We start from the raw sequence: 24769 nt of genomic DNA on the forward strand, positions 1-24769 counted from the left end.
TTAGTCGCATGATTAGCCCACTTGGCTAGCCCTGGACCTTCACCCGGAGGTGACGGTGCACGCTCTGACCGAAGAGGCCCTCAAACGCCGGCTCGCGGCGCGCGGGGTACGAGTGCCGCGGTTCGCGGTGCTGACCGCGGCCGACGCTCCACTCCCCGACTTCGCCCAGCGCCCGACGATGGTCAAGGCCCTGGTGCCGCTGACCGACCGCGCCCGCCGCGGCCTGGTCGTGCGGGCCGCCGACGAGGCCGCCGCCCGCGCCGCCGCCGCGCGGATGCTCGGCTCCACTGTGGACGGACATCGGGTCGGGCGGGTGCTGGTCGAGCAGGCGGCGGCCGACGGGGCCGAGCACTACCTGGCGGCCGGGTTCGACTACGGGCGCGGCGAGCCGGTGCTGCTCTTCGGCGCGGGCGGCTCGGGCATCGAGGGCCGGGCGGAACAGCCGCGGCGCATCCCGTTCGCGCTCGACGAGCAGCCCGCGTTCGGCGAGCTGCCGGAGCCGCTGCGCGCGGTCGCCGTCGCGCTGGCCGACGAGTTCCGGGCGTTGCGGGCCAAGCTCGTCGAGCTCAATCCGGTGCGGGTGCATGCCGACGGCAGCGCCACCGTGCTGGACGCGAAGGCCGCGCTCGATCCGTCGGTACCGGCGCCGGACGACGCCATCGCCGCCGGCGGCACCGACCCGCACGACGAGCGCCTGCAGGAGCTCGCGCGGTCCCTGCCCGGCGGCACCGAGGTGCGCTTCGGCCGCCTCGACGGCACGGTCGGGCTGATCAGCGCGGGCGGCGGGGTGCTCGCCATCGTGCACGACGCGCTGCGCCGGGAGGGCCTGCGCCCGGCCAACTTCTCCGACGTCTCGGGCGGCAGCAGCACCACCGAGCTGCTCGCCGCCGTGGCCCGCGAGGTGCTCGCGCTGCGGCCGGAGGCGATCCTCATCGTCACCGGCATCACGTCGAGCATCTCGGTGACCCGGTTCGCCGACGCCATGGTCGAGGCGCTCAAGCCCGTGGTGGACCTGCCCGACGCCGAGCAGCCGACGATCGTGGCGCGGATGGCCGGGCCGGACGAGGAGATCGCCGCGCAGACGATGGCCGCGCTCCCCCACTGCACCAGCGTCGGCCGGGACACCGCCGTCGACGAGGCGGTGGCCGTCCTGGCCGCGCGGACGAGGGCGAGGCGGGCGGCATGACGATCCTGCTGGACCGCGGCACCCGGGTGTGCGTCGTCGGCGTCACCGGCGGGCGGGCGCGGGCCGACACCGAGCTGAACCTGGCCTACGGCACCACGATCGTGTGCGGGGTCGCGCCGGGCCGGGGCGGGCAGAACATCGCCGGCGTGCCCGTCTACGACACCTGCGGCGCGGCCGCGGCCGAGCACGCGATCGACGCGGTGATCGCCTACCTGCCGCCGCGGGCGTACCGGGCGGCGATGGCGGACGTGCTGGCGGTACGGCCGGGGTGGGTGCACGTGGTCACCGAGGGCATCCCGCTGCACGACAACGTCGCCGTGCTCACCGAGGCGCGGCGGGCCGGGGTCCGGCTGATCGGGCCGAACACCAGCGGCATCATCAGCCCGGGGCGGGCCAAGGTCGGCTTCATGGCCCACGCCAGCTGGCTGATGAGCCCCGGCCGGCTGGTGGTGCTGTCCCGCTCGGGCGGCTTCACGCACGACCTCGCGTACCTGCTGAGCCGGTCCGGCTTCGGGATCAGCACGGCGGTCGGCATCGGCGGCGACGCCGTGGCCGGCTCGTCGTTCGCGGACTTCGTCGCGCTCGCCGAGGACGACCCGGAGACCGACGCCGTGGTGCTCTACGGCGAGGCGGGCCCGGCCATCGAGCGCGAGGTCGCCGACGGTGTCCGCAGTGGACGGTTCCGCAAGCCGGTGGTCGCGCTCGTCGCCGGGGACTTCCTGGAGGACCACGCGCACGGCGCGGTGTTCGGCCACGCGGGCGCGTTCCTGGAGGGCCCGGAGACCACCGCCACGGCGAAACGCGAGGCGCTGCGCGCGGGCGGCGTGCACGTGGCGACCGCCATCGACGACATTCCGCACCTGCTCGCCGCGGCGGGCGTGCCCGCCACCGGCACCGCGAGCAGGCCATGACGACTGGAGGTGACGCAACGCCCATGAGCACCACGACCGTGTCGCAGAACAGCAAGGCCCCGGCGGGCCCGGACGGCCGCCCGGTCCACATCTCGTTCCGGGACGTCGGCATCGTCTTCCCGACCGGCACCCGCGCGCTGGGCGGGGTGACGCTGGACGTCTACGAGGGCGAGTTCCTGGCCGTCGTGGGACCCAGCGGGTGCGGGAAGTCCACGCTGCTGAACCTGGCCGCCGGGCTCATGGCGCCGACGGTGGGGCAGGTGGAGTACCTCGGCGCCCCCGTGCGCGGGCCGAACCGCCGCGTCGGGTACGTCACGCAGAAGGACCAGCTGCTGCCCTGGCGCACGGTCGAGAAGAACATCATGCTGCCGCTGGAGTTCCGCGGGACCTCCCGGGCCGAGGCGAAGCAGCGCGCGGCCGCGGTCATCGAGCAGGTCGGCCTGCAGGGCTTCGAGAAGTCCTACCCCGGCCAGCTCTCCGGCGGCATGCTCAAGCGGGCGTCGCTGGCCCGCACGATGGCCTACTCGCCGCAGACCTACCTCATGGACGAGCCCTTCGCGAGCCTCGACGCGCAGCTGCGCATGGTGATGCAGGACGAGATCCTGCGCATCTGGCGGGAGACCGGCAGCACGTTCGTCTTCGTCACCCACGACCTGGCCGAGGCGATCACGCTCGCCGACCGGATCGTGGTCATCACCTCCCGGCCGGGCGTGGTCAAGATGGTGACCGACGTCCACCTCGGCCGGCCCCGCAGCGCGATCACGGCGCACGAGTCGCCGGAGTTCTCCGGCCTGCTGTCCCGGCTGTGGCAGGCCCTCGACCACCCGGCCGACGAGGTGACGGCATGAGCGCGGGCACGTTGACGGAGACCGCGGCCCAGCTCGACGCCGAGATCGCCGAGGTCGAGCGCCGGATCCGGCAGCGCAACCGGCGGACCACCCGGCTGATCTGGCTGGCCCAGCTCGCCATCGTGGTGGTCGGGCTGGCGCTGTGGGAGGTGCTGTCCAGGACGTTCGGCTGGGACTTCTGGGTCTCCAGCCCGTCCGGGGTCTGGGAGCAGCTCGTCGCCTGGGCGCAGACCGAGGAGCTGTGGACCGGGCTGCGGGCGACGCTGACCGTGACCATCCTCGGCTTCGTGCCCGGCGCCCTGGCCGGCGCGCTGATCGGCTTCCTGTTCGGCTGGTTCCGCACTCTCGGGCGGATCTTCGAGCCGTTCGTGCTGGCCTTCTACACCCTGCCCAAGATCGCCCTGGCCCCGCTGTTCATCCTGTGGTTCGGCATCGACGTGCTGCCCAAGGTGGTCCTCGCCGCGGTGCTGGTCTTCTTCCTCGTCTTCTTCACCACCTTCCAGGGCGCCAAGACGGTCGACCGCTCAATGCTCGAGATGGGCTACCTGATGGGCGGCGGCAAGCTCGCCGTCTTCCGCAAGATCGTCGTGCCGACCTCGTGGGTCTGGGTCTTCTCCGGGTTCAAGATCTCGCTGCCGTACGCCCTGATCGGCGCCGTCGTCGGCGAGTTCATGGCGGCCACGGAGGGCATCGGCTTCATGATCAAGAATGCGACCAACGAGTTCAACACGGCCGGGGTCTTTGCCGGCCTGGTGGTGCTCATGATCGTCGCGATCATCCTGACCCAGGCCCTGCGCCTGGTCGAACACAAGCTCCTGCACTGGAACGACGGGAGCTGACATTTCCGCCGCCGGCCGGTTCGGCCGCGGCACGGGGGCCAACACCAATCGCTCGTCATTCGCTGGACGGCCATGGGGCCGCCCGGGAGGTTCGTGATGTCGCACACCCCTGGACACCGCACATTAGCCCGGATCCTCACCAGCACCGCGGCCGCCGCCCTGGCCCTGGTGCTCACCGCCTGCGGCGGCACCGACGACCAGCCGGCCGCGGCCGGGTCGGGCGACGCCCTCACCAAGCTCGACCTGACCTTCACCGTCTCCTCGACCAGCCTCGCCCACCAGCTCATCTACGCCGCCCGCGACGGCGGGTACCTCGAGAAGTACAACATCAACGCCAAGTTCGTGACCGCGGACTCCTCGTCGGTGGCGATGGCCGCGCTGGCCTCGGGCTCGGCCCAGGTCGCGTTCGTCGGGCGGGTCGACCCGCTGCTCACCACCGCCCAGGGCAAGAAGATGGTGTACATCTACAAGCACTCGACCGGCTTCCTGACCAACGTCACCGTGTCGAAGGCGTTCGCCGACAAGCACCCCGGCTACGAGTCGATGTCCCTCGACGACCGGCTCAAGGCGCTCAACGGCGCGACGATCGCCCAGGCCTCGGCCAACGGCGTGCTCACCCGGGTCCTCGACTCGGCCATGAAGGGCGTCGGCGCGGCCACCAAGAACACCTACATCGCCACCAACACGATGACCACGGCCCTGGCCCGCGGCTCGGTCGACGGCTACATGGCCCCGTCGCCGTTCCAGGAGACCTCGGTCCAGGCCAAGCAGGGCGTCACCTGGATCAAGGGCACCGACCTGCCGGACTCCGGCGGCGAGAGCATCGTGCAGGGCGCGACCGCGGTCAGCGAGGACTACCTCAAGTCCAACCGGGCCAACGTCGTGCGCGTGATCGCCGCGCTGCAGGCCACCGCCGAGGGCATGAAGGCCGACCCGGACAAGGCGAAGAAGATCGCCCAGGAGCGGCTCAAGACCACCGATCCCGCCATCTTCGACGTCATGTGGCCGGCCGCCTACACCTGCATCATCGGGCCGCTGCAGTACCCGATCTCGGCCGACGACATCACCTTCATGATCAAGCACGACGCGGCCGACACCGCGGCCGCCCAGAGCCTGGACCCGGCCGCCCAGATCGCCCCGGCGGACGTGGTGGCCGACGCCAAGGCGCTCGCGCAGCGCATCGGCCACTGACCGTACTGACACACGAAGGCGGCGACGCGTGAACCTGGACGACGCACCCGAACAAGCGGCGCTGCGCGCGGAGGTCCGGGCCTGGCTGGCGGCGAACGCGGAACCTCGCGTCCGCACCAGCCTGGACCGGGCCGAGTCCCCCGCGGACATCGCGCGGGGCCGGGCCTGGCAGCGGGCCAAGCACGAGGCCGGCTGGGCCGGGCTGACCTGGCCGGAGCGCTTCGGCGGGGCCGGCCGCCCGCTCATCGACCAGATCGTCTGGGACCAGGAGGCGGCCGAGTTCGACGTGCCCGAGGAGACCTTCATCGTCTCCACGATGCTCGCCGGGCCGACCCTGGTCGACGCCGGCGACGAGGGCCAGCAGGCCCGGCACCTGCCGCCGATGCTCGACGGCCGGGCGGTGTGGTGCCAGCTGTTCAGCGAGCCGTCGGCCGGCTCCGACCTGGCCGGGGTCAGCACCCGGGCGGTCAAGGTCGACGGCGGCTGGCGGGTCAGCGGGCAGAAGGTGTGGAACTCCGGCGCCCACTACGCCGACTGGGGCCTGCTGCTGGCCCGCACCGACCCGGCCGCGGCCAAGCACGCGGGCCTGAGCTACCTCCTGCTCGACATGCGCAGCCCGGGCGTCACCACCCGGCCGATCCGCCAGATCACCGGGGCCCGGCACTTCAACGAGGTCTTCCTCGACGACGTGTTCGTCCCCGGCGCCGAGCTCGTCGGGCAACCGGGCGACGGCTGGCGGATCGCCCGGATCACGCTGGCCCACGAGCGGGAGGGCCTCGCCGTGCGGCGCCGGGTCGACCTGGCCGCGTTCCTGGAGCTGGCGGGAGCGGCCACAGTGGACGGTGAGCCGGCCGCCGGGCGGGCCGACGTGCGCCAGGAGGTCGCCGAGATCTGGCTGCGGGCGCAGGCCCTGCAGCTGCTCAACTACCGGGTGCTCACCTCCATCGCCCGGGGGAGGTCGCCGGGGGCGGAGGGCTCGGTCGGCAAGCTGCTCGGCGCCGCCCTGATCAACCGGGTGGGCCGGCTCTCGGTGGCCCTGCAGGGCCCCGAGGGGCTGCTCGACGGGGCCGACGCCCACGACGGCGGCCGCTCGCAGTACGCGTTCCTGGACGCGGTCGCCCGCCGGATCGCCGGCGGCAGCGACGAAATCCAGCGGGACATCATCAGCGAGCGGGTGCTCGGTCTGCCACGGAGGTCGCAGTGAAGGATCAGGTGGTACTCGTCACGGGCGCGGGGCGCGGCATCGGCCGCGGCATCGCCCTCGAACTGGCCGCGGCCGGGGCCCGGGTCGTGGTCAACGACCTCGGCGGCGACCCGGGCGGCGGGGGCGCCGACGCCGGCCCGGCGCAGTCCACAGTGGACGAGATCGTGGCCGGCGGCGGCACCGCCGTCGCCAACGGCGGCGACATCGGCGACCACGGCGCCGCCCGCGAGCTCGTCGAGCAGGCCGTGTCCGCGTACGGGCGGCTCGACGCGGTGGTCAACAGCGCCGGCATCCTGCGCGACCGGATCTTCCACCGGATGAGCGAGGCCGACTGGGACAGCGTGATCCGGGTCCACCTCAAGGGCTCGTTCAACGTCAGCCGGGCCGCCGCCGAGCACTTCCGGGCCCAGGGCAGCGGCGTGTTCGTGCACATGACGTCCACGGCCGGGCTGATCGGCAACTTCGGCCAGGCCAACTACTCGGCGGCCAAGCTGGGCATCGTCGGGCTGTCCCGGTCCATCGCGCTGGACATGGCCCGGTACGGCGTCCGCTCCAACGCCATCGCCCCGTTCGCCTGGAGCCGGCTCATCGGCACCCTCCCCGAGGGCACGCCGGAGGAGCAGGCCCGGGTGGCGAAGTTCCGCGCGATGCGGGCCGAGCTCGTGGCGCCGCTGGTGCGCTTCCTGCTCGGCCCGGACGCCGCCGAGGTGACCGGGCAGATCTTCGTGGTCCGGCGCAACGAGATCTTCCTGATGAGCCAGCCGCGGCCGATCCGCTCCATCCACCACAGCGAGGGCTGGGACCAGGAGCGGCTCCGCCAGCACCTGGTGCCGTCGTTCCGGACCAGCTTCGCGCCGCTGGAGCGCTCCGGCGACGTGTTCTCGTGGGACCCGATCTGAGGCGGCCGGCATGACCATCGACCCCGACACGCTGCTCGGCTGGGAGTTCCCGGTCCTGGAGCAGGCCTACGACGAGCGCGACGCGATCCTCTACGCCCTCGGCGTCGGGCTCGGCACCGACCCGACCGACGAGCGCCAGCTGCGCTACCTCTACGAGGACGGCCTGCGGGTCTTCCCGACCATGGGGCTCGTCCTGGGCCACCCCGGCCCCTGGTACCGCGACCCGCGCGCCGGCGTGGACTGGGTCCGCGTCGTGCACGGCGAGCAGGAGCTGACCGTGCACGCCCCGCTGCTGCCGCGCGACCGGATCCGCTGCCACACCAGGGTCACCGGCGTGGTCGACAAGGGCCCGGACCGCGGCGCCCTCGTGTTCTGGCAGCGCGAGGTGTCCCGGGCCGGGACCGGCGAGCCGCTGTGCACCCTCGCGTCCACGCTGGTCTGCCGGGCCGACGGCGGATTCGGCGGCCCGGCCGGCCCGGTGAGGCCGCGGCCCACGGTGCCCGACGGGCCGGCCGCGCAGACCTGCGACCTGGTCACCTCGCCCCGCGCCGGGCTCATCTACCGGCTCAGCGGCGACCTGAACCCGCTGCACGCCGACCCGGCGGTGGCCCGCGCGGCCGGCTTCGACCGGCCGATCCTGCACGGGCTGGGCACGCTCGGCGTGGCCGCCCACGCGGTCCTGCGGGCCTGCCTGGACTACGAGCCGGAGCTGCGCGGGCTGTCGGCCCGCTTCTCCGCCCCGATGTTCCCCGGCGAGACGGTCCGCACCGAGCTCTGGCCCCTCGACGACGGGGTCGCGTTCCGCTGCACCAGCCTGGAGCGCGGCGCGGTCGTCATCGACGGCGGCCGGGCCGAGCTGGGGAAGGTGCCGGCATGACGGGCTACGAGCACCTGCACTACGCGGTCGCCGGCGGGGTGGCGACGATCCGGCTGGACCGGACGGCGAAGCTCAACGCGCTCACCTCCGCCATGGCCGACGAGCAGCTGCCGGAGCTGTGCCGGCGGGCCACCGCCGATCCCGCGGTACGGGTGGTCGTGCTCACCGGCACCGGCCGGGCCTTCTGCTCCGGGGCCGACCTGGTGCAGCGCATCGACGAGGTGACCACCGGCGCCGACGCCACCCGCCTGGAGCAGCCCCTCGCGAACTTCGTGCGGGCCGTGTGGGAGCTGCCCAAGCCGGTGATCGCCGCGGTCAACGGGGTCGCGGCCGGCGGCGGGATGTCCCTGGCCGCCGTGGCCGACTTCCGGGTCGTGGCCGAGTCGGCGCGGTTCGTCCCGGCGTTCGTCCGGCGGGGGCTCATGCCCGACGGCGGCCTGACGTACACGCTGCCGCTGCTCGTCGGCCGCTCCGCCGCGGCGCGCATCCTCATGCTCGGCACCCCCGTCGACCCGGCCACGGCGCTGCGGCTCGGCCTGGCCGACGAGGTCGCCCCGGACGCGGAGCTGGACCAGGCGGTCGCCGACCTCGCCGGGCAGCTCGCCGCCGGGCCGGCCGTCGCGCTGTCGTTCACCAAGCGGGCCGTCCAGCGGGCGGCCGCGAGCAGCCTCACCCAGCAGCTCGAGTTCGAGAGCTGGGGGCAGCGGGTCTGCCTCGGCACCCGCGACTTCGCCGAGGGCCGGGCCGCGTTCGCCGAGCACCGGGCACCACAGTTCGAGGGGCACTGATGACCTACACCGACATCCTCTTCGGTACCGCCGGCGGGGTCGCCACCATCACCATCAACCGGCCCGAGGCGCTCAACGCGCTGCGGCTGGAGACCATCGACGAGCTGACGAGCGCGGTGCTGGCCGCCGACGCCGACCCGGAGATCGGGGTGGTCGTGCTGCGCGGCGCGGGCGGCCGGGCGTTCTGCGTCGGCGGCGACCAGAAGGTCATGGTCTCCACGCTCAACCGGGCCGGCTGGTACGTCCTCGCGGGCAGGCTGCGCGACCTGTTCGCCGCCGTGCGCCGGTGCGGCAAGCCGGTCATCGCCGCCGTCGAGGGCTGGTGCATCGGCGGCGGCCACGAGCTGCACTGCTTCTGCGACCTGACGATCGCCACCGAGTCGTCCCGCTTCGGCCAGGTCGGCGCCCGGGTCGGCGGCGCGCCCGTCTTCGCCACCCGGCTGCTGCCCCGCCTCATCGGCGAGAAGCGGGCCCGGGAGGTGCTGTTCCTGTGCGAGCAGTACACCGCGGCCGAGGCCCTGCAGTTCGGGCTGGTCAACCGGGTCGTGCCGGACGGCGAGCTGGACGCGGCGGTCGCGCGGATGTGCGCCGACCTGCTCGCCAAGAGCCCGAGCGTGCTGCGCGCCCTGAAGCTCGGGGTCAACGTCGACGACGTGCTCTCCGACGCCTTCCTGCCGCTGCTCGTCGAGTCCCTCGCGGACTTCTTCGGCTCGGCCGAGCAGCGCGAGGCCACCGGCGCCTACGCCGAAAAACGCGCACCCGACTTCTCGCCCTTCCGGAGGTCACCGTCATGACACGTCCGACCGGACCCCTGGCCGGCCTCAAGGTGCTCGCCTTCGAGCACGCCTGGGCCGCCCCCTACGGCACGATGATGCTCGCCGACATGGGCGCCGACGTGGCCAAGGTCGAGCAGCCCGGGCTCGGCGACCACGTGCGCGCCTGGACCCGCAACGACCTGCAGGGGCTCAGCCCGCACTTCCTGTCGGTGAACCGCAACAAACGCTCGATCGTGATCGACCTGAAGTCCGGCGAGGGCCTGGCCCGGGCCCGGGACCTCGCCCGGCGGGCCGACGTGGTGGTGGAGAACTTCTCCCCCGGCACCCTCGCCCGCCTCGGCCTGGGCTACGACGCGGTCCGCAGGGACAACCCCGCCGTCGTGTACTGCTCGGTCAGCGGCTTCGGCACCTCCGGCCCGTACCGCGACCGGCGCGCCTACGACCTGCTCGTGCAGGCCGAGGGCGGGCTGATGTCGGTGACCGGCGAGAGCCCCGAGCGGCTGGCCAAGGTCGGCGTGCCGGTGGTCGACATCATGGCCGCGATGGTCGCCGCGTTCGCCGTGGTCTGCGCGGTCCGCGAGCGCGAGCAGCACGGCAGGGGCCGGCACATCGACGTGGCCATGCTCGACGTGGCCGCCTCCGTGATGGCGTTCAACGTGTTCAGCCACGCCATCTCCGGCGAGGTGCCGCGACCGCTCGGCACCGCGCATCCGCTGCTGGCCCCGTACGAGATCTACGCGACCCGCACCGGCCCGGTCGCCATCGCCATCCTCACCGAGGCGCACTGGGCCACCTTCTGCGGCGTCATCCAGCGGCCCGACCTGCAGGCCCGGCCCGACTTCGCGACGGCCCCGATGCGGGTGGAGAACCGGGACCGGCTCAACGCCGAGCTGCGCCCGGTGCTGGACGCTTGGGACCAGACCGAGCTGATCGACACCCTGGCCCGGCACGGGCTCGCCTGCGCGCACGTGAACGACGTGCCGGCCATCGTCGGGCACCCGCAGCTGGCCCACCGCGGCTTCTTCGCCGACTGGGAGATGGCCGGGCACCGGATGGCCGCCCCCGGCGCACCCTGGCGGGCCACCGCGGCGCCGGGCCCGACCCCGCCGGCCGACGACCGGCTGCCGGCCGAGAAGCCCGGCGCGGACACCGACGAGGTGCTGCGGGACTGGGGCGTGGCATGACGGGCATCGTCGCGTACGGCGCGTACCTCCCCCGGCACCGCCTGGACGCCGCCGAGGCCGGATCGGGCCGCGGGGAGCGCCGGGTCGCCGCGTTCGACGAGGATCCGCTGACCATGGCGGTCGAGGCGGCGCGGTCCGTCCGGCGGCTCGGGCTGCAGCCGGAGAGCCTGACGTTCAGCAGCACCGCCCCGCCGTACCTGGGCAAGAACAACGCCTCCGCCGCGCACGCCGCGCTGGGGCTGCCCGAGCACACCGCCGCCTACGACCTCGGCGGGTCGTACCGCTCGGCGCTGGGGGTGCTCGCAGGCAGTACAAACGGCGCCCTGGTCCTGGCTTCTGACGTCACGCTCGGACGGCCGGGCGGGGCCGACGAGTTCGAGCGGGGCGACGCCGCCGCCGCGTTCCTGCTCGGCCCGGACGAGGCCGCGGCCGCCACGATCGAGGAGCACGCCGGGGCGACCGAGGAGCTGATGGACCACTGGCGGGCCCCGGAGGCCGCGGCGGCCGCCCAGTGGGAGGAGCGGTTCGCCGCCGACGCCTACCTGCCGCTGCTGGAGCGCACCCTGGCCCGGCTGCGCACCACCGCCGCCGACCACGTCGTCGTCTCCTCCCCCGGCGCCCGCACCGCCAAGGCCGCCGCCAAGCGCCTGGCCAAGTTCGGGACCGTCGCCGCGCTGCCCGGCGTCGGCCACGCGGGCGCCGCCGACCCGCTGCTGCGCCTGGCCGCGGTCCTGGACCGGGCCCGGCCCGGCGAGACGATCCTGCTGGTCAGCCTGGCCGACGGGTGCGACGCCGTCGTCCTGCGCTGCACCGAGCGGCTCGCCGCCGGGCGGGCCACGCCGGCCGTGGCCGAGCAGCTCGCGGCCGCGCGCCCCGTCCGGTACCTCGACTACCTGCGCTGGCGCGGCCTGCTCGACCGGGCCGGCCCCCGCCGCCCCGACCCGGCCGTGGCCAGCGCCCCGGCCAGCGCCCGCAACCGCGGCTGGAAGTTCGCCCTGCAGGCATCGCGGTGCGGCGCGTGCGGCGCCGTCCAGGCCCCGCCCCAGCGGGTCTGCGTGCGGTGCGCGGCCGTCGACCGGGGCAAGCCGGAGCCGCTCGCCGACGCCGGCGGGACGATCGCCACGTTCAGCGTCGACCGGCTCGCGTTCAGCCTCAACCCGCCCGTGGTCGCCGCGGTCGTCGACTTCGACGGCGGCGGGCGCCTCGAGATGGAGCTCACCGACGCCGACGTGACCCGGCTGCGGGTCGGCGGCCGGGTCCGGATGGTGTTCCGCCGCCGGCACTCCAGCGGCGGGGTCCACAACTACGCCTGGAAGGCCACACAGGATGACTAGCCGCGGGATCCGGGACAAGGTCGCGATCGTCGGGATGGGCTGCACCCGCTTCGGCGAGCTGTGGGAACGCTCCACCGGCGACCTGCTCGTCGAGGCGGCCACCGGCTGCCTCGACAGCGCCGGGGTGCAACCGTCCGATGTGGACGCGTACTGGCTCGGCACGATGGACTCCGGCTACGCCGGGCTCACCCTGTCCACCGCGCTCAAGACCGACTACCGGCCGGTCACCCGGGTCGAGAACCTGTGCGCGACCGGCTCGGAGGCGCTGCGCAACGCCTGCTACGCGGTGGCCTCCGGCGCCTACGACACCGCGATGGCGATCGGCGTGGAGAAGCTCAAGGACTCCGGCTACTCCGGGCTGGTCCGCCGCGACCCGCCCGACGACGGCTCGGCCGTGGAGACCAGCGCCCCGGCCGCGTTCTCCTACCTCGCCCCGGCCTACGCCGCCGCGTACGGCCTCGACGACGCCACCATGCGCAAGGTGCTCACCCACATCGCGGTGAAGAACCACGCCAACGGGGCGCTCAACCCGCGGGCCCAGTTCCGCACCCCGGTCACCGCCGCCACCGTGGACAACGCGCCGCTGGTGGCCGGCAGCCTCGGGGTGTTCGACTGCTCCGGCGTGGCCGACGGCGCCGCCGCCGCGCTCGTCGTGCGGGCCGAGGACGCGCACAAGTACACCGCCGACCCGCTCTACGTGAAGGCCCTGGCGGTCGCCAGCGGCCGGGGCGACGCCGCCCTGGACGACCGGGTCTCGTTCACCTCGTTCCCGGAGGTGGTGCGCTGCGCCGAGGACGCCTACCGGCAGGCCGGGATCACCGACCCGCGGACCCAGCTCTCCCTCGCCGAGGTGCACGACTGCTTCACCCCGACCGAGCTGGTGCTCATGGAGGACCTCGGCTTCTCGGCCCGCGGTGAGGGCTGGCGGGACGTGCTCGACGGGGCGTTCGACCGCGACGGCCGGCTGCCGGTCAACGTCGACGGCGGGCTCAAGGCGTTCGGGCACCCGGTCGGCGCCAGCGGGCTGCGGATGCTCTTCGAGTGCTGGCTGCAAATGCGCGGCGAGGCCGGGGAGCGGCAGCTGGCCAGACCCGGGCTCGGCCTGACCCACAACCTGGGCGGCCGGCCGGGCAAGTGCGTCTCGTTCATCGGCATCGTGGGGAGCGAACTCTCGTGAGTGCACAGCGTGTTGCGGTGGTCACCGGGGCCGGCAACGGGATCGGGGCCGAGGTGGCGACCGCCCTGGCCGCGGACGGGTTCGCCGTCGTGGTGGCCGACCTCGGGGCCGACCTGGCCGGCACCACCCGCGACGAGGCCGCCGCCACCCGCACCGTCGAGCGCATCCGCGCGGCCGGCGGCACGGCGACGGCCGCGTTCGCCGACGTCGGCGACTTCGAGCAGGCCAGGGGCATCATCGACACCGCCGTCGGCGAGTTCGGCCGGCTCGACGTGCTCATCAACGCGGCCGGCATCGTCCGCGACAAGATGATCTTCAACCTGGGCGAGGACGAGTGGGACGCGGTCATCCGGGTCCACCTCAAGGGCGCCTACAACACCGCCCACCACGCCTCGCGCTGGTGGCGGGCGAACCGGGGCGGCGACTACCGGCTCATCAACATCGTCTCCGGGGCGGGCATGTTCGGCGCGCCCGGCCAGCCGAACTACGCGGCGGCCAAGATGGGCGTCCTCGGCCTGACGCTGTCCTGCGCCAACGCCCTCAAGCGCTACGGGGTGACCTCGGTCGCCGTCTGGCCCAGCGCCACGACCCGGATGACCTCGACGGTACCGGCCGATCGCGCGGGCCAGCTCGGCCTGCGCGTCGACGACGAGATGGATCCGGCGAACGTGGCCCCCGGACTGGTGTATCTGGCCCGGCCGGACCGCGCCTGGCTCAACGGGCAGACCGTCGGGTTTCGCGGGTACCGCCTGGTGCTCTACTCCGGGTTCGAGGTCAGCCGGGAGATCGTCGGGACCGCGCCCTGGACCGCCGACAGCGCCGCCACGGCCATCGAGCAGACCTTCCGCCCGGCCATCGAGCGCCGCGGCCTCTTCGACGCGCAGGCGAGCTGATGGCCCGCGCCGCCGCCGTCGTCGGCATCTACGAGCACCCGGACCGGCTCTGCCCGAACCACAGCGCGATGCAGCTGCAGGCGATCGCCGCCCGCGGGGCGCTGCGCGACGCCGGGCTCAGACCGTCCGATGTGGACGCGCTGTTCGACGCGCTCGACGGCGGGCTGTCCAGCCGGCTGGCGATGGCGGAGTACCTCGGGCTGCGGCCGTACGTCATCGACACGACCATGGTCGGCGGGGCGTCGTTCGAGTTCCACGTCGCCCACGCCCGCAACGCGATCCTGGCCGGCAAGTGCGACGTGGCCCTGCTGACCTACGGCGCGGTCAACCGCAGCGCGGCGAAGCGGATCGGCACCGGCGCCCCGCCCTCCTACGGCGGGGAGAACCCGGCCGAGAACATGGAGGCGCCGTGGGGCACCACGCTCATCGCCAACTACGCGATGGTCGCCATGCGGCACATGCACCAGTACGGCACCACCGAGGCGCAACTGGCCGAGATCGCGGTCGCCACCCGGGCCCACGCGGTGCGCAACCCGGACGCGGTGGCGGCGATGAAGGCGCTCAAGTTCGCCGACACCGACGAGCTCACCGTGGCCGACGTGCTCGCCTCCCCCGTCGTGGCCGACCCGCTGCACAAGTTCGAGTGCTGCATGGTCTCCGACGGGGCCGGCGCGATCGTGCTGGCCGCCGACCACGTGGCGGCCGGCACCCGCAAGCCGCCCGTCTGGGTGCTCGGGACGGGTGAGGCGGTGAAGTACACGACGAACGACGGCGACCTGACGCGAACCGCGGCCGCGCAGTCCGGCCCGGCCGCCTTCGCCGAGGCCGGGGTCACACCGTCCGATGTGGACATCGCGATGATCTACGACTCGTTCACCATCACCGTGCTGACCGTCCTGGAGGACCTCGGCTTCTGCGCCAAGGGCGAGGGCGGCGCCTACGCCGAGGGCGGGCGGCTGCGCTTCGACCGGCCGGGCGGCCCGGCGCTCAACACCGACGGCGGCGGGCTGTTCTCCAACCATCCCGGCATGCGCGGGATCTTCCTGCTCATCGAGGCGGTACGGCAGCTGCGCGGCGAGTCCACGGCCCAGGTCCCCGGCGCCGCCCTGGCCGTCGCGCACGGGAACGGCGGGATGCTGGCCAGCCGGCACGCGGGCGGCACCGTGGTGCTCGGGAAGGAGCGGGGATGAGCGACTTCGCCGACGGGCTGGTGCCCGCGCCGATCGACCGGGACACCGAGCCGTTCTGGCTGGCGGCCCTCGATCGGCGGCTCACGTACCAGACCTGCGACGACTGCGGGCACGTGGTCTTCTTCCCGCGGCGGCACTGCCCGTCCTGCCTGTCTCCGGAGCTCTCGTGGCACGACTCGGCGGGCCGGGGGTCGGTGTACACGTACTCGATCGTGCGGGCCAGCCGGGATCCGCGGTTCGTGGAGCGGGTGCCGTACTGCGTGGCCTGGATCGACCTGGCCGAGGGGTTCCGGATGATGTCCAACGTCGTGGACACCGCGGACGTCCGGGTCGGGATGGCGGTCGAGGTGGCGTGGCGGCGGTCCGGGTCCTGGCTGCTGCCGGTCTTCGCTCCGGTCGGGGGCGGCGATGGGTGAGCCGCTGGCTTCCTTGGAGCTGGTCGTCGACGCGGTGAAGGTGCGGGAGCTGGCGCATGCGCTGCGGGCCGATCCGGCCGTGGTGCCGCCCACGTACTCCGTCGTCGCCGCGTTCTCCGGGCGGTCGCCGAACGAGTACATCATCGCGGCCGCCGGGCTCGATCAGCGGCGGGTGCTGCTGGGCGAGATGGCCTGGACGTTTTTTCATGAGGTGCGCCTTGGCCAGGTGTTGCACGGGACCGTTGAGCTGCTCTCGCGCACTTCGCGGACCGGGCGGCGGGGCGGCACCATGGTCCTCGCCCATGGTGTGACGACCTGGCGGGACGCCTCTGGCTCCGTGGTGCAGCGCTGCGAGGCGACGCTCATCGAGCCTGCGGCGTCAGCTTCGCGCGCCGCCGTCGTGGCCGACATTTCGAACAATTCGGATGGGCTGCGGCTCTCCCGGACGGACATCGTGCGGTATGCGGGAGCCGCCGGGGACTTCAACCCCGTGCACCACGACGAGCCCTATGCGGCCGGACTCGGGTATCCGAGCGTGTTCGCGATGGGGCTGCTGCCCGGCGGGATCCTGGCCGCCGAGGCGGTCGCGCTGCTGAGTCCGGCCGCCGCCGGCCGCGTGGCGATCCGGTTCGGCGGGATCACCTGGCCTGACGTGCCGTACCGGCGAAGGGTCCTGGATCTTCCGGACGGCGGCGTCGAGCTCTCGCTGCTCGCGCCCGACGGCTCGCAGGTGGTGCGGGTGCAGGCGGTTCCCCGTGGATCGGAGGGTTCCTGATGGATTTCGCGTACTCCGAGGAGCAGGAGGCCTGGCGGGAGACGGTCGCCGCGTTCCTGGACAAGCACGCCGCGCTCGCCGTCACCCGGGAGGACGGGTTCGACTCCGGCGAGCTGTGGCGGCGGATGGGCGCGCTGGGCCTGCACGGGCTGCACATCGCCGAGCAGGACGGCGGCCAGGGCTTCGGGCTCGAGGAGCTGGCCATCGTGGCCGAGGAGATGGGGGCGCGGGTCCTCGGCTCGCCCTATCTCGCCTCGACCGGGCTGACCGGCACGCTGCTGAGCCGCCTGTCGTCGGACCTGCTCCCCTGGGTTGCCGGCGGGGAGCGGATCGCCACGACGGCGCTGTGGGAGCCGGGGCACGGCTGGGCCGACGACGCCGGCGGGGTGACGGGCCTGCCGCTCAACGGGACCAAGGTGCTCGTGCCGTTCGGGTCCGCGGCCGACGTGGTGGTGGTCAGTTGCCGCCTCGACGGGGAGCTCGCGCTGGCCGCGGTCGACGCCTCCGACGTGACCTGGTCCCCCGTGACGAGTCTCGACCTGACCGCGCGGTACGCGACCCTCGAACTGCGGGACGCCCCGGCCACCGTCCTCGCCACCGGTGCCGCCGCGCGGGCGGCGCTCGACCGGGCCACCGAGGTCATGCGGACGCTGCTCGCGGCCGAGATGATCGGCGGGGCGCGGGCGTGCCTGAGCGCGGCGGTGGCGTACGCGAAGGAACGCCACCAGTTCGGCAAGCCGATCGGCTCGTTCCAGGCGATCAAGCACCTGTGCGCCGACATGCTCGCCGAGCTCGAACTGGCCCGCTCGGCCACGCTCTTCGCGGTCTGGGCGGTGCAGGCCGGCGACCCGCGCGCCGCGATGGCGGTCAGCGCGGCCAAGGCCCTCGCGGGTGAGGCGTACCTGTTCATCGCCGACGCCGCCCTGCACGTGCACGGCGGCATGGGCTTCACCTGGGAGCACGAGGCCCACCTGCACCTGCGCCGGGCCCGTTCGTCGAGCCTGCTGTTCGGCGACGCCCGGCACCACCGCGAGCGCTTCCTGCGGCTGGCCGGCTTCGGCCCCGGAACTGCTGCGGCAAGTCCAGAACCCCTCACCTCGAAAGGAACCCCGTGACCACACTCACGCCCGCCGAGCTCACCCCAGCCATCGAGGGCCAGTACTTCAGCCCCAAGATGCAGTGGTGGTGCGCCCACGCCGACCTCGTCGACAGCGACGGCACCGACTGGTCGTTCTACTTCTGGCCGGCGCTCGGCTCGCTGGACGAGGCCTGGATCGCCACCCTGTACACGGGCGACGAGGTCGTCGACCTCACCGAGATCCACCTGCCCCTCGGCTCGCTCAAGGCGGCCCGCGAGGGGGTGGACGTGACGTTCGGCTCGCAGTACATCCGCGGCACCTATCCCGACTACGAGATCTCCGTCGAGGGCGAGCACAACGGCGAGCCGGTGTCGCTGCGGCTGTCGATGAAGGCGAACATGCCGGCCTTCACCGCGATCCCCAACCTGCGCGGCATCACCTGGCACTACGTCCCCCAGTTCGAGGTCACCGGCGCGGTCAGCCGGGCCGGCACGACGAAGGACGTCACCGGCCGGGGGTACCTCGAGCGCCGCCGCGGCCGCTTCTGGGCCCCCGGCGTGGCCCGCGGCATCTGGGAGAGCATCCCGGCCGCCTCCTCCGGCGGCCTGAGCGTGCCGCTGTTCTACAAGGTGTGGCGCGACGACGGCTCGATCCAGCTGCAGACCCTGACCTTCACCGTCGACGGCAAGGAACTGGTCGACTTCGGCGACGTCGAGGTCGATATCCTGGAGACGGCGAAGCTGCCCGGGTTCGAGGACATCGACCACCCGATGCGGTTCCGCCTACGGGCCGAGGGCGACGGTGGCCAGGCAGAGCTGGAAGTCGTCAGATCACCGCACCGACTTATGATGCGGAACTACTTCATCGACCCGGATCCGGATGCGGCGTTCGCAGGCTTCTACGGACCGGGGCAGACGACCGGCACCATCACGTATCGGGGAGAGACTCACGTTGTCCAGAGCCGGAGCTTCGGAAGTGCCCTTTTCTTCAGCCGCCGCTCCCGCTGAGCCCCGCCGTCCGGCCCCGCGCACGGGGCCGGACCCCGCGGTGCGGCTCGACCGGGACCGCCGCCCCCCGAAGGCGTCGGTGATGGTCGCCGCCCAGCTCCGGGCCCAGATCCTCGGCCACGGCCTCACCCCCGGCAGCCCCCTGCCCTCCGAGGCCCAGCTGATCAACGACACCGGCCTCGGCCGCGCCACGATCCGCGAGGCCCTACGCCTGCTGGAGGCCGAGGGCCTCATCGCCATCAAGCGCGGCCCGCAGGGCGGCGTGACGGTACGCCGCCCCGACCTGTCCGGCCTGAGCCGCTCCCTGGCCCCGTTCCTCACCCTGTCCGAGGCCCCCCTGCGCGACCTGTTCGTCTTCCGCAAGGCCGTCGAACCCCAGGCCGCGTCCCTGGCCGCCGCGAACGCCTCCGACGCCCAGCGCGAGCGGCTGCTGCAGCTGGCGGGCCACGACCCGCACGCGGGGTACGCGAACGAGATCGCCTTCCACCAGCTCGTGGCCGAATGCGCGGGCAACGAACTGATGCGCGTCCTGCTGGTCGTCCCGTACGACCTGCTGCGCCTGCACCTGGACGTGGAGGACATCTCGTCGGACGACGTCTCGGAGGCCAACGGCGCGCATGCGGCGATCGCGAAGTTCATCGCCGCGGGCGACGAGCCCCGCGCCGGCCGGGCGATGCTCAAGCACCTGGAGAGCTTCGAGGACATGATGCAGCGGCACAACCGCCTCGACCAGCCGATCGTCCCGCGCGAACGCTGGCTGCGCGACCCGGGCACCCTCCAGGCCGCCTTCTTCGGCGACTACGGCGACGACTGAGCTGTGTTGCCGCGGGCTCACCACCACCGAAGGCCCTCGAGCAGCCGGAGCAGTCGCGCGAACGGCTCCGGCGAGGGCGTCAGGAGCACCGCCGCGACCAGGACCAGAACCGTGATCAGAACCACGGCGACCCATACGTTGATATGCAGATCAAGTCCGCGCGTATTTCCTGATTTCCTGCGCCTCGGGTCTGCCACTTCGGCCGCCCTTCGTCGTTTGCATGGATGACGTCGCCCGCTCAACGAGCCGGCCGGCGGGAAAACACCCCGCCGGACAAATGCGGACAGCGTTGTAAAACGGGACAGTTTTGGACACGAAATGTGTCGCCGGAGAGCCGGTCCGCCTCGTTGAGCCAGTTCGTCGAACACTCGCGCATCGGACCGGAGGAGGGGGCGGGTGGCATCGAAGCATGCCGGCGAACAACCGCCCGGCGTGGAGCTCATGGGGAAGATCAAGCGGCTCTACCTCGACGCGAACAGCCCGTCCACGCGGGTGCTGGAGAAGTGCATGGACCAGATCCAGCGGGACTGGAAGTCCTCTCGCGGCCGGCATTCCCGTCCGTGGCACAGCGGCGGGCCGATCGCGATGGGCAAGTCCTCGATCAATGCGCTCCTGAACGGCGGCACGATTCCCACGACGTGGGGAAAGGTGCAATGTCTCGTCTATGCCCTCGGCGTCGGCGATCCGGCCGTCGAGGAGGACCTGTGCCGGCTCTGGCGACTGTGGCTGGAGGGCCGCCGGCCGCGCCCGGATGCCGCTGAGGCCGAGGTCACCGCGGAGCACGGCGCGGCGGTCTCGCGGGCCGTCGCCCTGCAGGGGCTGCGCCGGCAGGTCGTCGAGGTGGCCCGCGCCGGCGGCGCACGTGGCTGGGAGCACGGCGTGCATCGGCTCGTCGAACTGGAGCGGGACCTCGGCGACGACCTGGCGGCCGAGCCGGCGCTCGCCGCCCTGCTGCTGATCGCCCGGGCCGACCTGCAGGTGCTCGGTGGCGACTGGCCGGGCGCGCGCGGAAGCCTCGCCGCGCTCGGGCGCGTGCCGGAGGCCGAGCTCGCGACGGCCGGCACCGACCACTGCGGGGTCCGGATCCGCCAGGCGCTGATCTGCGTGGCCGCGCGGCAGCACGACGAGGCCCGGCACCTGGCCGGGAAGGTCCGGGCGCTCGGCCTGCCGGAGCACCGGTGGGACGAGACCGGCGTCCTCGACCGGCTGGTCGCGCTCGCGAACCGGACCGACCGGCCGGGCGGGGTCCGGGTGCAGCAGGTGCCGCCGGCGTGCACGGCCGCCGGCGCGATCGACTGGGTCGCGATCGACAGCGTCGGCGACTTCGCCGCGTTCACGGCCGGCCTGGTGCTCGGCGCCGACGCGCATCGGCGGCGGAGCGGGGAGGGTTCGGAGCTCGCCCTGGTCGCGATGCTCAACCTGAGCCTGGCGCAGCGGGCGGTGCCCGAGTGGGCCGACTGGTTCGAGGACGGGCGCCGGGCGCTGCTGCGGGCGGTGCACGGCGCCGCGGACGGACGGCCCGCCGTCGGCGAGATCTGGCGCTGCGCGCTGTCGCACCTCGGCCTGCCGGCCCCGGCCCGCGTGGCCGAACTGCGCAACCTGCGCGACCACCTGGACGGCTGCGGGCGGCTCCAGGCGTGCCACGCGGTGTGGCACGAGCTCGTCCTCGAACTGGAACGCGCCGGCGAGCGCGCGACGGCCGACGCCGAACGGCTCGGGCTGCTGACCGCGATCAAGCGCACCCAGGTCGGGTGCCGGCAGCTGGCGGCGAAGCTGAACCGCCCGGCGCCGGGCAGCCCGGCCCGGGTCCCGGCGGGCTGAGCAGCGCCCTCGGCACGGGCGTACGATCATGGACGGCCGCCACCGACCGGTTGGACCTCACCGTGGATCGCCGCAGCGTCTGGGAGCTCGTGGTCGCGGGCCGTGCCGGGGCCGTGACGGTTGCCGAGATCCGGTGCCCGGCGGGGGCCTGCTATCGGCCGATGCGCCTGGTGCGGCTGGTGCGCCCCGACGACCGTGAGCTGTACGAGATCGACGTGCTCGTCGCCGGCCACGTCGTCGTGGAGCAGCTGGGCCGCCGGGCGCTGCTGGGCCCCGGCGACATCGGCTTCGTCGACCCGGCCCGCCCCGTGCGGTACCGGCACGACGGCACGCGGCACGTCACCGTGCTGTTCCCGCGCCGGATGCTCCCGCTGGGCCCCGGCGCGGCGGCCGCCCTGCTCGGCACCCGCCTGCCCGGCGACCACGGCGTCGGCGCGCTGCTGTCCACGATGGCCCGCCAGCTCCCGAGGCACCTCGACGACCTGCACGGCGACGCGGCCCGGCTCGGGGCCGCGCTCGTCGACCTCGTGGCCATGGCCCTGCGCGCCGAACTGACCGGCGGCGAGCCGAGCGCGCCCGGCGGCACCGCCGAGGCCCTGCTCGGCGACGTCTACGCGTTCATCGACACCCACCTCGGCGAGCGCGACCTCGACCCGCCGCTGATCGCCGCCGCCCACCACGTCTCGCTGCGGTACCTCCACAAGCTCTTCCAGTCCCAGGGCACCACGGTCGCCGGCTGGGTCCGCCGGCGCCGCCTGGAGCGCTGCCGCTCCGACCTGCTCGACCCGGGCCTGCGCGGGCTGACGGTGGGGGCCGTCGCGGCGCGCTGGGGCCTGCCGAACGCCGCCCACTTCAGCCGCGCGTTCAAGGCCGAGTTCGGGGTGGCCCCGGCGCAGTACCGCGAGATCGCCCTCAGCGGGTGCGAACCCATCGCGCCGCCGGAACCGGCCCGTGCACCCGCGCCCGAAGCGGATCGGCCGGGTCGTAGCTGACCGTCACCAGCTCGCCCGCGACCCCTTCGCCCGGCGACGAGGTCTCGGTGAGCACCCGCCGGTCGCCGGGGACGTCGAAGCAGACGACGGGGAACGGGCGGTACCGACGGCGAATTCGGGCCGGCCCGCGCAGGCGCACCGCCGTCACCAGCGCCGTGGCCTCGGCCTCCCCCGCCGCCCCCATCGGCGGCGCCGGCGCCCGCACGACCGACTCACTCACCACGTCGACATCGACCGGCGCGAACGTGTTCAGCGCCGCCATGAGCCGCGGCCCAGCGATCCGCCCGGGCTCGAAGTGCCCGACGACGTGCGGATCCCCGGGCCGCGCGGGGTCGTAGATCACGCCGGGGACGCCCCGCGGCAGAGGCACCCCGTCGCGGAGACAGAGCCCGATGTCGGTACCCCCACCGAGCACCAGCCGCCGGATCGACTCCCACGGCACCGCGGCCCTCCCGATCCGCACCCCGGCCGTCTCGATCACGAGCGCGGGCGCCAGGCGGCCGCGGCGCCCGACGTACACCGCCGCGAGGCCGAACAGCACCGCGATCCCGCCGATGAGCACCGGATCGCCGCCGTCGCCCGCCGCGAAGCTGAGGACGGCCGCCGCGACCAGCAGCACCGGCGTGAGCCGCCGCCCCAACGCCCGCCACCGCCGCCCAGGACTGGCCGGCACGACGTACCGCTGCTGCTTCATGTTCTTGATGCTCACCCCGGCCGCCGCCGGCGCTGCCAGGCGGCGCCCGACCGGTGCACGGCGGGAGCACGGGCGTGCACGGACCGGCAAGCCCGTGCCGTTGGGGTGCCTGCACCCGGTCGTGCGCGGAGGGGGCACGCCGCCCCCTCCGCGCTGGGCGGTCAGTAGCCGATCGCCGCGGCCGCGGTGTTCTTGAGCTCGGTGGCCGTGGAGGCGGCGGCATACAGGTTGGCGGCGGCGCGCGGCGTCGAGCGGAACAGGATGCCGTACAGCGTCACGGCGTCCATGTAGATCGCGGCGTCGTTCGGGTGCTTGCCGTCGGCCACGATCAGGTACGACGTGCCGTGGGCCGCGATCTCCGTCTCGAACGTCTCGCTGATCGGGGCCAGCAGGTTCGGCGTCGCGAAGCTCGTCGACAGCGCGGCGTAGTTGGTGTCGATCGCCGTCACGTTGGCGGCGCGCGACGGGAACGGAGCCGGGTCGACGAGGGCCCAGTTCTTGAACAGCACCACCTTGCCGCCCGGCTTCAGCGAGCGGACGAGCGCCGGGCCGTACGTGGTGAGCAGCGTCGACCTGGCCGAGTCGGGGCTGGTCGCGACCAGGGTGCTGTACTCCTGCAGGACGATGTAGTCGTACTTCGTCGCGCCGCTCAGGGCGGTCGCGACCTCGCCGCCGTTCCAGGTCTGCTGCAGCGTGTTGCCGAAGTGGATGACCTCGGTGACGGTCAGCGCGCGGCCGGCCGACGTCGCCAGGTGCTTGACCACCGCGGGCGTGTCCTCGCCCGTGGCGGCGGTCGGCGTGCCGATCAGGCTGTTGCCCACGAACAGGACGCTCAGCGCGGGCTGGGTCACCGCCGTCGCGGAGACGGTGAAGTGCAAGGTCAAGGGCGCGCCGATGGTACCGCCGGCAGCGTTCGCCGCCCCGTACGGCTGGACGGTCAGGGTGTAGGTGTCGGCGGCGACGAGCAGCGGGCAGTCGACGTAGTCGTTGCACAGGAAGTACGGCGCGGTGTTCTCGGTGCGCGAGTAGGACGTGCCCTTGGCGCCCGTCAGGGTGAACGCCACGCTGCCCGCCGACGTGCCGGCGGCCAGGGTCGCCTGCAGGCTCAGGTTGCGGTTGGCCAGCCTGGTCAGGTCGATGACGTCGCCCTCGACGAGCGGGCTGAGGCCCAGGATCGGCTTGTGGGTCGCGTCGTTCACCACCGCGACGCTGTTGACCGCCGTGGCCGTGCCGGTCGCGGCCGGGCCGTAGACCTGGAACTCCCACATCGAGTACCCGTACGCGGGCAGGGCGCGGGTGGTCAGGTCCAGTTTCACGTAGCGGGCGGTGCCGGCGACGGTCAGGCTCTGCTGGCCGCCGGTGCCGGTCGTGGTCTGGTACGCCGTGGTCCACGCCGTGCCGTTGGTCGACAGGGAGACGGTGAAGGCCTTGGCGTACGCGTTCTCCCAGGTGATGGCGACGCGGTTCACGGTCTGGGCCGACCCGAGGTCGACCTGGAACCACGCCGTGGCCGTGAACGCGCTGGCCCAGCGGGTGCCGGTGTTGCCGTCGACGGCGTTCCCGGGCGGCAGCCCGGCACTCTCGTTCGACGACGCGGTGGCCGGCTTGTTCAGGGACAACACGGTGTCGGTGGCCGCACCGGCACTCGGCGCGACCACGGCGACCCAGGTCGCGAGCACGACGAGCAGCCCGGCGGCGGCGGTCGCGACACGGCTGGCGGACAGTGTCATGACAACTCCTCGAAGGGGGTTCGGAGAGCGCTCTCTCCGCCGCTGAGTGTCACGATCCGCACGAAACCGCGTCAAGGGGGAGAGCGCTCTCCACAATGAACAAAAGTCGGCAGCGCTCCAGCAGCGCCGCCGCCACGGCCGCAC

General features: G+C 73.6%; 24 protein-coding genes. 22 read left to right on the plus strand and 2 right to left on the minus strand.

Features of this window, described 5'->3' with window-relative positions:
- Nucleotides 1-49: 49 nt before the first annotated feature.
- The 22 genes from ACQPZ4_RS36660 (at nt 50) to ACQPZ4_RS36765 (ending at nt 22201) form a co-directional block, all read left to right on the plus strand.
- Nucleotides 50-1186, plus strand: coding sequence for an ATP-grasp domain-containing protein (locus ACQPZ4_RS36660; protein ID WP_433046305.1), 1137 nt, complete (start codon nt 50-52; stop codon nt 1184-1186).
- A complete protein-coding gene (locus ACQPZ4_RS36665) occupies nt 1183-2097 on the plus strand; it encodes a succinate--CoA ligase subunit alpha (protein WP_433046308.1) in 915 nt (304 codons plus the stop codon). Before ACQPZ4_RS36660 ends, ACQPZ4_RS36665 begins: the two co-directional genes overlap by 4 nt.
- Before the next feature lie 23 nt (nt 2098-2120).
- Nucleotides 2121-2945, plus strand: a complete 825-nt coding sequence (locus ACQPZ4_RS36670; protein ID WP_433046311.1) for an ABC transporter ATP-binding protein — start codon at nt 2121-2123, stop codon at nt 2943-2945.
- Nucleotides 2942-3784, plus strand: a complete 843-nt coding sequence (locus tag ACQPZ4_RS36675) for an ABC transporter permease (protein ID WP_433046314.1) — start codon at nt 2942-2944, stop codon at nt 3782-3784. Before ACQPZ4_RS36670 ends, ACQPZ4_RS36675 begins: the two co-directional genes overlap by 4 nt.
- A gap of 96 nt (nt 3785-3880) precedes the next feature.
- On the plus strand, nt 3881-4975 hold the full coding sequence (locus tag ACQPZ4_RS36680; RefSeq protein ID WP_433046317.1) for an ABC transporter substrate-binding protein: 1095 nt from the start codon (nt 3881-3883) through the stop codon (nt 4973-4975).
- 28 nt (nt 4976-5003) lie between these two features.
- Complete coding sequence (locus tag ACQPZ4_RS36685) at nt 5004-6179, plus strand: acyl-CoA dehydrogenase family protein (protein WP_433046320.1); 1176 nt, start codon at nt 5004-5006, stop codon at nt 6177-6179.
- Nucleotides 6176-7078, plus strand: a complete 903-nt coding sequence (locus ACQPZ4_RS36690) for an SDR family NAD(P)-dependent oxidoreductase (RefSeq protein WP_433046323.1) — start codon at nt 6176-6178, stop codon at nt 7076-7078. Before ACQPZ4_RS36685 ends, ACQPZ4_RS36690 begins: the two co-directional genes overlap by 4 nt.
- A gap of 10 nt (nt 7079-7088) precedes the next feature.
- Nucleotides 7089-7955, plus strand: coding sequence for a MaoC/PaaZ C-terminal domain-containing protein (locus ACQPZ4_RS36695; RefSeq protein ID WP_433046326.1), 867 nt, complete (start codon nt 7089-7091; stop codon nt 7953-7955).
- Nucleotides 7952-8743 (plus strand): enoyl-CoA hydratase/isomerase family protein, encoded by a 792-nt coding sequence (locus tag ACQPZ4_RS36700; RefSeq protein WP_433046329.1) that lies wholly within the window; start codon nt 7952-7954, stop codon nt 8741-8743. The genes ACQPZ4_RS36695 and ACQPZ4_RS36700 overlap by 4 nt, the downstream gene beginning before the upstream one ends.
- Entirely contained in the window at nt 8743-9537 is a 795-nt protein-coding gene (locus ACQPZ4_RS36705; RefSeq protein ID WP_433046332.1) for an enoyl-CoA hydratase-related protein, read from the plus strand. The genes ACQPZ4_RS36700 and ACQPZ4_RS36705 overlap by 1 nt, the downstream gene beginning before the upstream one ends.
- The gene (locus ACQPZ4_RS36710; RefSeq protein WP_433046335.1) at nt 9534-10703 is read left to right on the plus strand and encodes a CaiB/BaiF CoA transferase family protein; all 1170 of its coding nucleotides are present in this window, start codon (nt 9534-9536) and stop codon (nt 10701-10703) included. The genes ACQPZ4_RS36705 and ACQPZ4_RS36710 overlap by 4 nt, the downstream gene beginning before the upstream one ends.
- On the plus strand, nt 10700-12037 hold the full coding sequence (locus ACQPZ4_RS36715; protein ID WP_433046338.1) for an OB-fold domain-containing protein: 1338 nt from the start codon (nt 10700-10702) through the stop codon (nt 12035-12037). The genes ACQPZ4_RS36710 and ACQPZ4_RS36715 overlap by 4 nt, the downstream gene beginning before the upstream one ends.
- Complete coding sequence (locus tag ACQPZ4_RS36720; protein WP_433046341.1) at nt 12030-13214, plus strand: acetyl-CoA acetyltransferase; 1185 nt, start codon at nt 12030-12032, stop codon at nt 13212-13214. Before ACQPZ4_RS36715 ends, ACQPZ4_RS36720 begins: the two co-directional genes overlap by 8 nt.
- Entirely contained in the window at nt 13211-14107 is an 897-nt protein-coding gene (locus ACQPZ4_RS36725) for an SDR family NAD(P)-dependent oxidoreductase (RefSeq protein ID WP_433046344.1), read from the plus strand. The genes ACQPZ4_RS36720 and ACQPZ4_RS36725 overlap by 4 nt, the downstream gene beginning before the upstream one ends.
- Nucleotides 14107-15297, plus strand: a complete 1191-nt coding sequence (locus ACQPZ4_RS36730; protein WP_433046347.1) for a thiolase C-terminal domain-containing protein — start codon at nt 14107-14109, stop codon at nt 15295-15297. Before ACQPZ4_RS36725 ends, ACQPZ4_RS36730 begins: the two co-directional genes overlap by 1 nt.
- Nucleotides 15294-15713 (plus strand): Zn-ribbon domain-containing OB-fold protein, encoded by a 420-nt coding sequence (locus ACQPZ4_RS36735; RefSeq protein ID WP_433046350.1) that lies wholly within the window; start codon nt 15294-15296, stop codon nt 15711-15713. Before ACQPZ4_RS36730 ends, ACQPZ4_RS36735 begins: the two co-directional genes overlap by 4 nt.
- Complete coding sequence (locus ACQPZ4_RS36740; protein ID WP_433046353.1) at nt 15706-16488, plus strand: FAS1-like dehydratase domain-containing protein; 783 nt, start codon at nt 15706-15708, stop codon at nt 16486-16488. Before ACQPZ4_RS36735 ends, ACQPZ4_RS36740 begins: the two co-directional genes overlap by 8 nt.
- A complete protein-coding gene (locus ACQPZ4_RS36745) occupies nt 16488-17603 on the plus strand; it encodes an acyl-CoA dehydrogenase family protein (RefSeq protein WP_433046356.1) in 1116 nt (371 codons plus the stop codon). Before ACQPZ4_RS36740 ends, ACQPZ4_RS36745 begins: the two co-directional genes overlap by 1 nt.
- Nucleotides 17600-18574: a hypothetical protein gene (locus ACQPZ4_RS36750; RefSeq protein ID WP_433046358.1), complete on the plus strand. Its 975-nt coding sequence runs from the start codon at nt 17600-17602 to the stop codon at nt 18572-18574. Before ACQPZ4_RS36745 ends, ACQPZ4_RS36750 begins: the two co-directional genes overlap by 4 nt.
- Nucleotides 18575-18614: 40 nt before the next feature.
- Complete coding sequence (locus ACQPZ4_RS36755; protein WP_433046361.1) at nt 18615-19388, plus strand: FadR/GntR family transcriptional regulator; 774 nt, start codon at nt 18615-18617, stop codon at nt 19386-19388.
- Between the two features lie 396 nt (nt 19389-19784).
- Entirely contained in the window at nt 19785-21209 is a 1425-nt protein-coding gene (locus ACQPZ4_RS36760; RefSeq protein ID WP_433046364.1) for a hypothetical protein, read from the plus strand.
- Nucleotides 21210-21271: 62 nt separating this feature from the next.
- Nucleotides 21272-22201 carry a helix-turn-helix domain-containing protein gene (locus ACQPZ4_RS36765; protein WP_433046367.1) on the plus strand — a complete coding sequence of 310 codons (930 nt, stop codon included), beginning with the start codon at nt 21272-21274 and terminating at the stop codon, nt 22199-22201.
- Here the strand turns inward: ACQPZ4_RS36765 and ACQPZ4_RS36770 are convergent.
- Complete coding sequence (locus tag ACQPZ4_RS36770; protein ID WP_433046370.1) at nt 22122-22895, minus strand: hypothetical protein; 774 nt, start codon at nt 22893-22895, stop codon at nt 22122-22124. The two genes, ACQPZ4_RS36765 and ACQPZ4_RS36770, sit on opposite strands and share 80 nt — an antisense overlap.
- A gap of 161 nt (nt 22896-23056) precedes the next feature.
- On the minus strand, nt 23057-24625 hold the full coding sequence (locus ACQPZ4_RS36775; protein ID WP_433046373.1) for a discoidin domain-containing protein: 1569 nt from the start codon (nt 24623-24625) through the stop codon (nt 23057-23059).
- Between the last annotated feature and the right edge of the window lie 144 nt (nt 24626-24769).

This window comes from Dactylosporangium sp. CS-033363 (genome assembly GCF_050942475.1).
GTDB lineage: Bacteria > Actinomycetota > Actinomycetes > Mycobacteriales > Micromonosporaceae > Dactylosporangium.

Excerpts from the sequence above, each read along its gene's own strand:
- ACQPZ4_RS36665 (WP_433046308.1), top strand. The coding sequence starts at position 1,183 with ATGACGATCCTGCTGGACCGCGGCACCCGGGTGTGCGTCGTCGGCGTC.
- ACQPZ4_RS36670 (WP_433046311.1), top strand. The coding sequence starts at position 2,121 with ATGAGCACCACGACCGTGTCGCAGAACAGCAAGGCCCCGGCGGGCCCG.
- ACQPZ4_RS36675 (WP_433046314.1), top strand. The coding sequence starts at position 2,942 with ATGAGCGCGGGCACGTTGACGGAGACCGCGGCCCAGCTCGACGCCGAG.
- ACQPZ4_RS36680 (WP_433046317.1), top strand. The coding sequence starts at position 3,881 with ATGTCGCACACCCCTGGACACCGCACATTAGCCCGGATCCTCACCAGC.
- ACQPZ4_RS36695 (WP_433046326.1), top strand. The coding sequence starts at position 7,089 with ATGACCATCGACCCCGACACGCTGCTCGGCTGGGAGTTCCCGGTCCTG.
- ACQPZ4_RS36700 (WP_433046329.1), top strand. The coding sequence starts at position 7,952 with ATGACGGGCTACGAGCACCTGCACTACGCGGTCGCCGGCGGGGTGGCG.
- ACQPZ4_RS36705 (WP_433046332.1), top strand. The coding sequence starts at position 8,743 with ATGACCTACACCGACATCCTCTTCGGTACCGCCGGCGGGGTCGCCACC.
- ACQPZ4_RS36710 (WP_433046335.1), top strand. The coding sequence starts at position 9,534 with ATGACACGTCCGACCGGACCCCTGGCCGGCCTCAAGGTGCTCGCCTTC.
- ACQPZ4_RS36715 (WP_433046338.1), top strand. The coding sequence starts at position 10,700 with ATGACGGGCATCGTCGCGTACGGCGCGTACCTCCCCCGGCACCGCCTG.
- ACQPZ4_RS36720 (WP_433046341.1), top strand. The coding sequence starts at position 12,030 with ATGACTAGCCGCGGGATCCGGGACAAGGTCGCGATCGTCGGGATGGGC.
- ACQPZ4_RS36730 (WP_433046347.1), top strand. The coding sequence starts at position 14,107 with ATGGCCCGCGCCGCCGCCGTCGTCGGCATCTACGAGCACCCGGACCGG.
- ACQPZ4_RS36735 (WP_433046350.1), top strand. The coding sequence starts at position 15,294 with ATGAGCGACTTCGCCGACGGGCTGGTGCCCGCGCCGATCGACCGGGAC.
- ACQPZ4_RS36740 (WP_433046353.1), top strand. The coding sequence starts at position 15,706 with ATGGGTGAGCCGCTGGCTTCCTTGGAGCTGGTCGTCGACGCGGTGAAG.
- ACQPZ4_RS36745 (WP_433046356.1), top strand. The coding sequence starts at position 16,488 with ATGGATTTCGCGTACTCCGAGGAGCAGGAGGCCTGGCGGGAGACGGTC.
- ACQPZ4_RS36770 (WP_433046370.1), bottom strand. The coding sequence starts at position 22,895 with ATGAAGCAGCAGCGGTACGTCGTGCCGGCCAGTCCTGGGCGGCGGTGG.
- ACQPZ4_RS36775 (WP_433046373.1), bottom strand. The coding sequence starts at position 24,625 with ATGACACTGTCCGCCAGCCGTGTCGCGACCGCCGCCGCCGGGCTGCTC.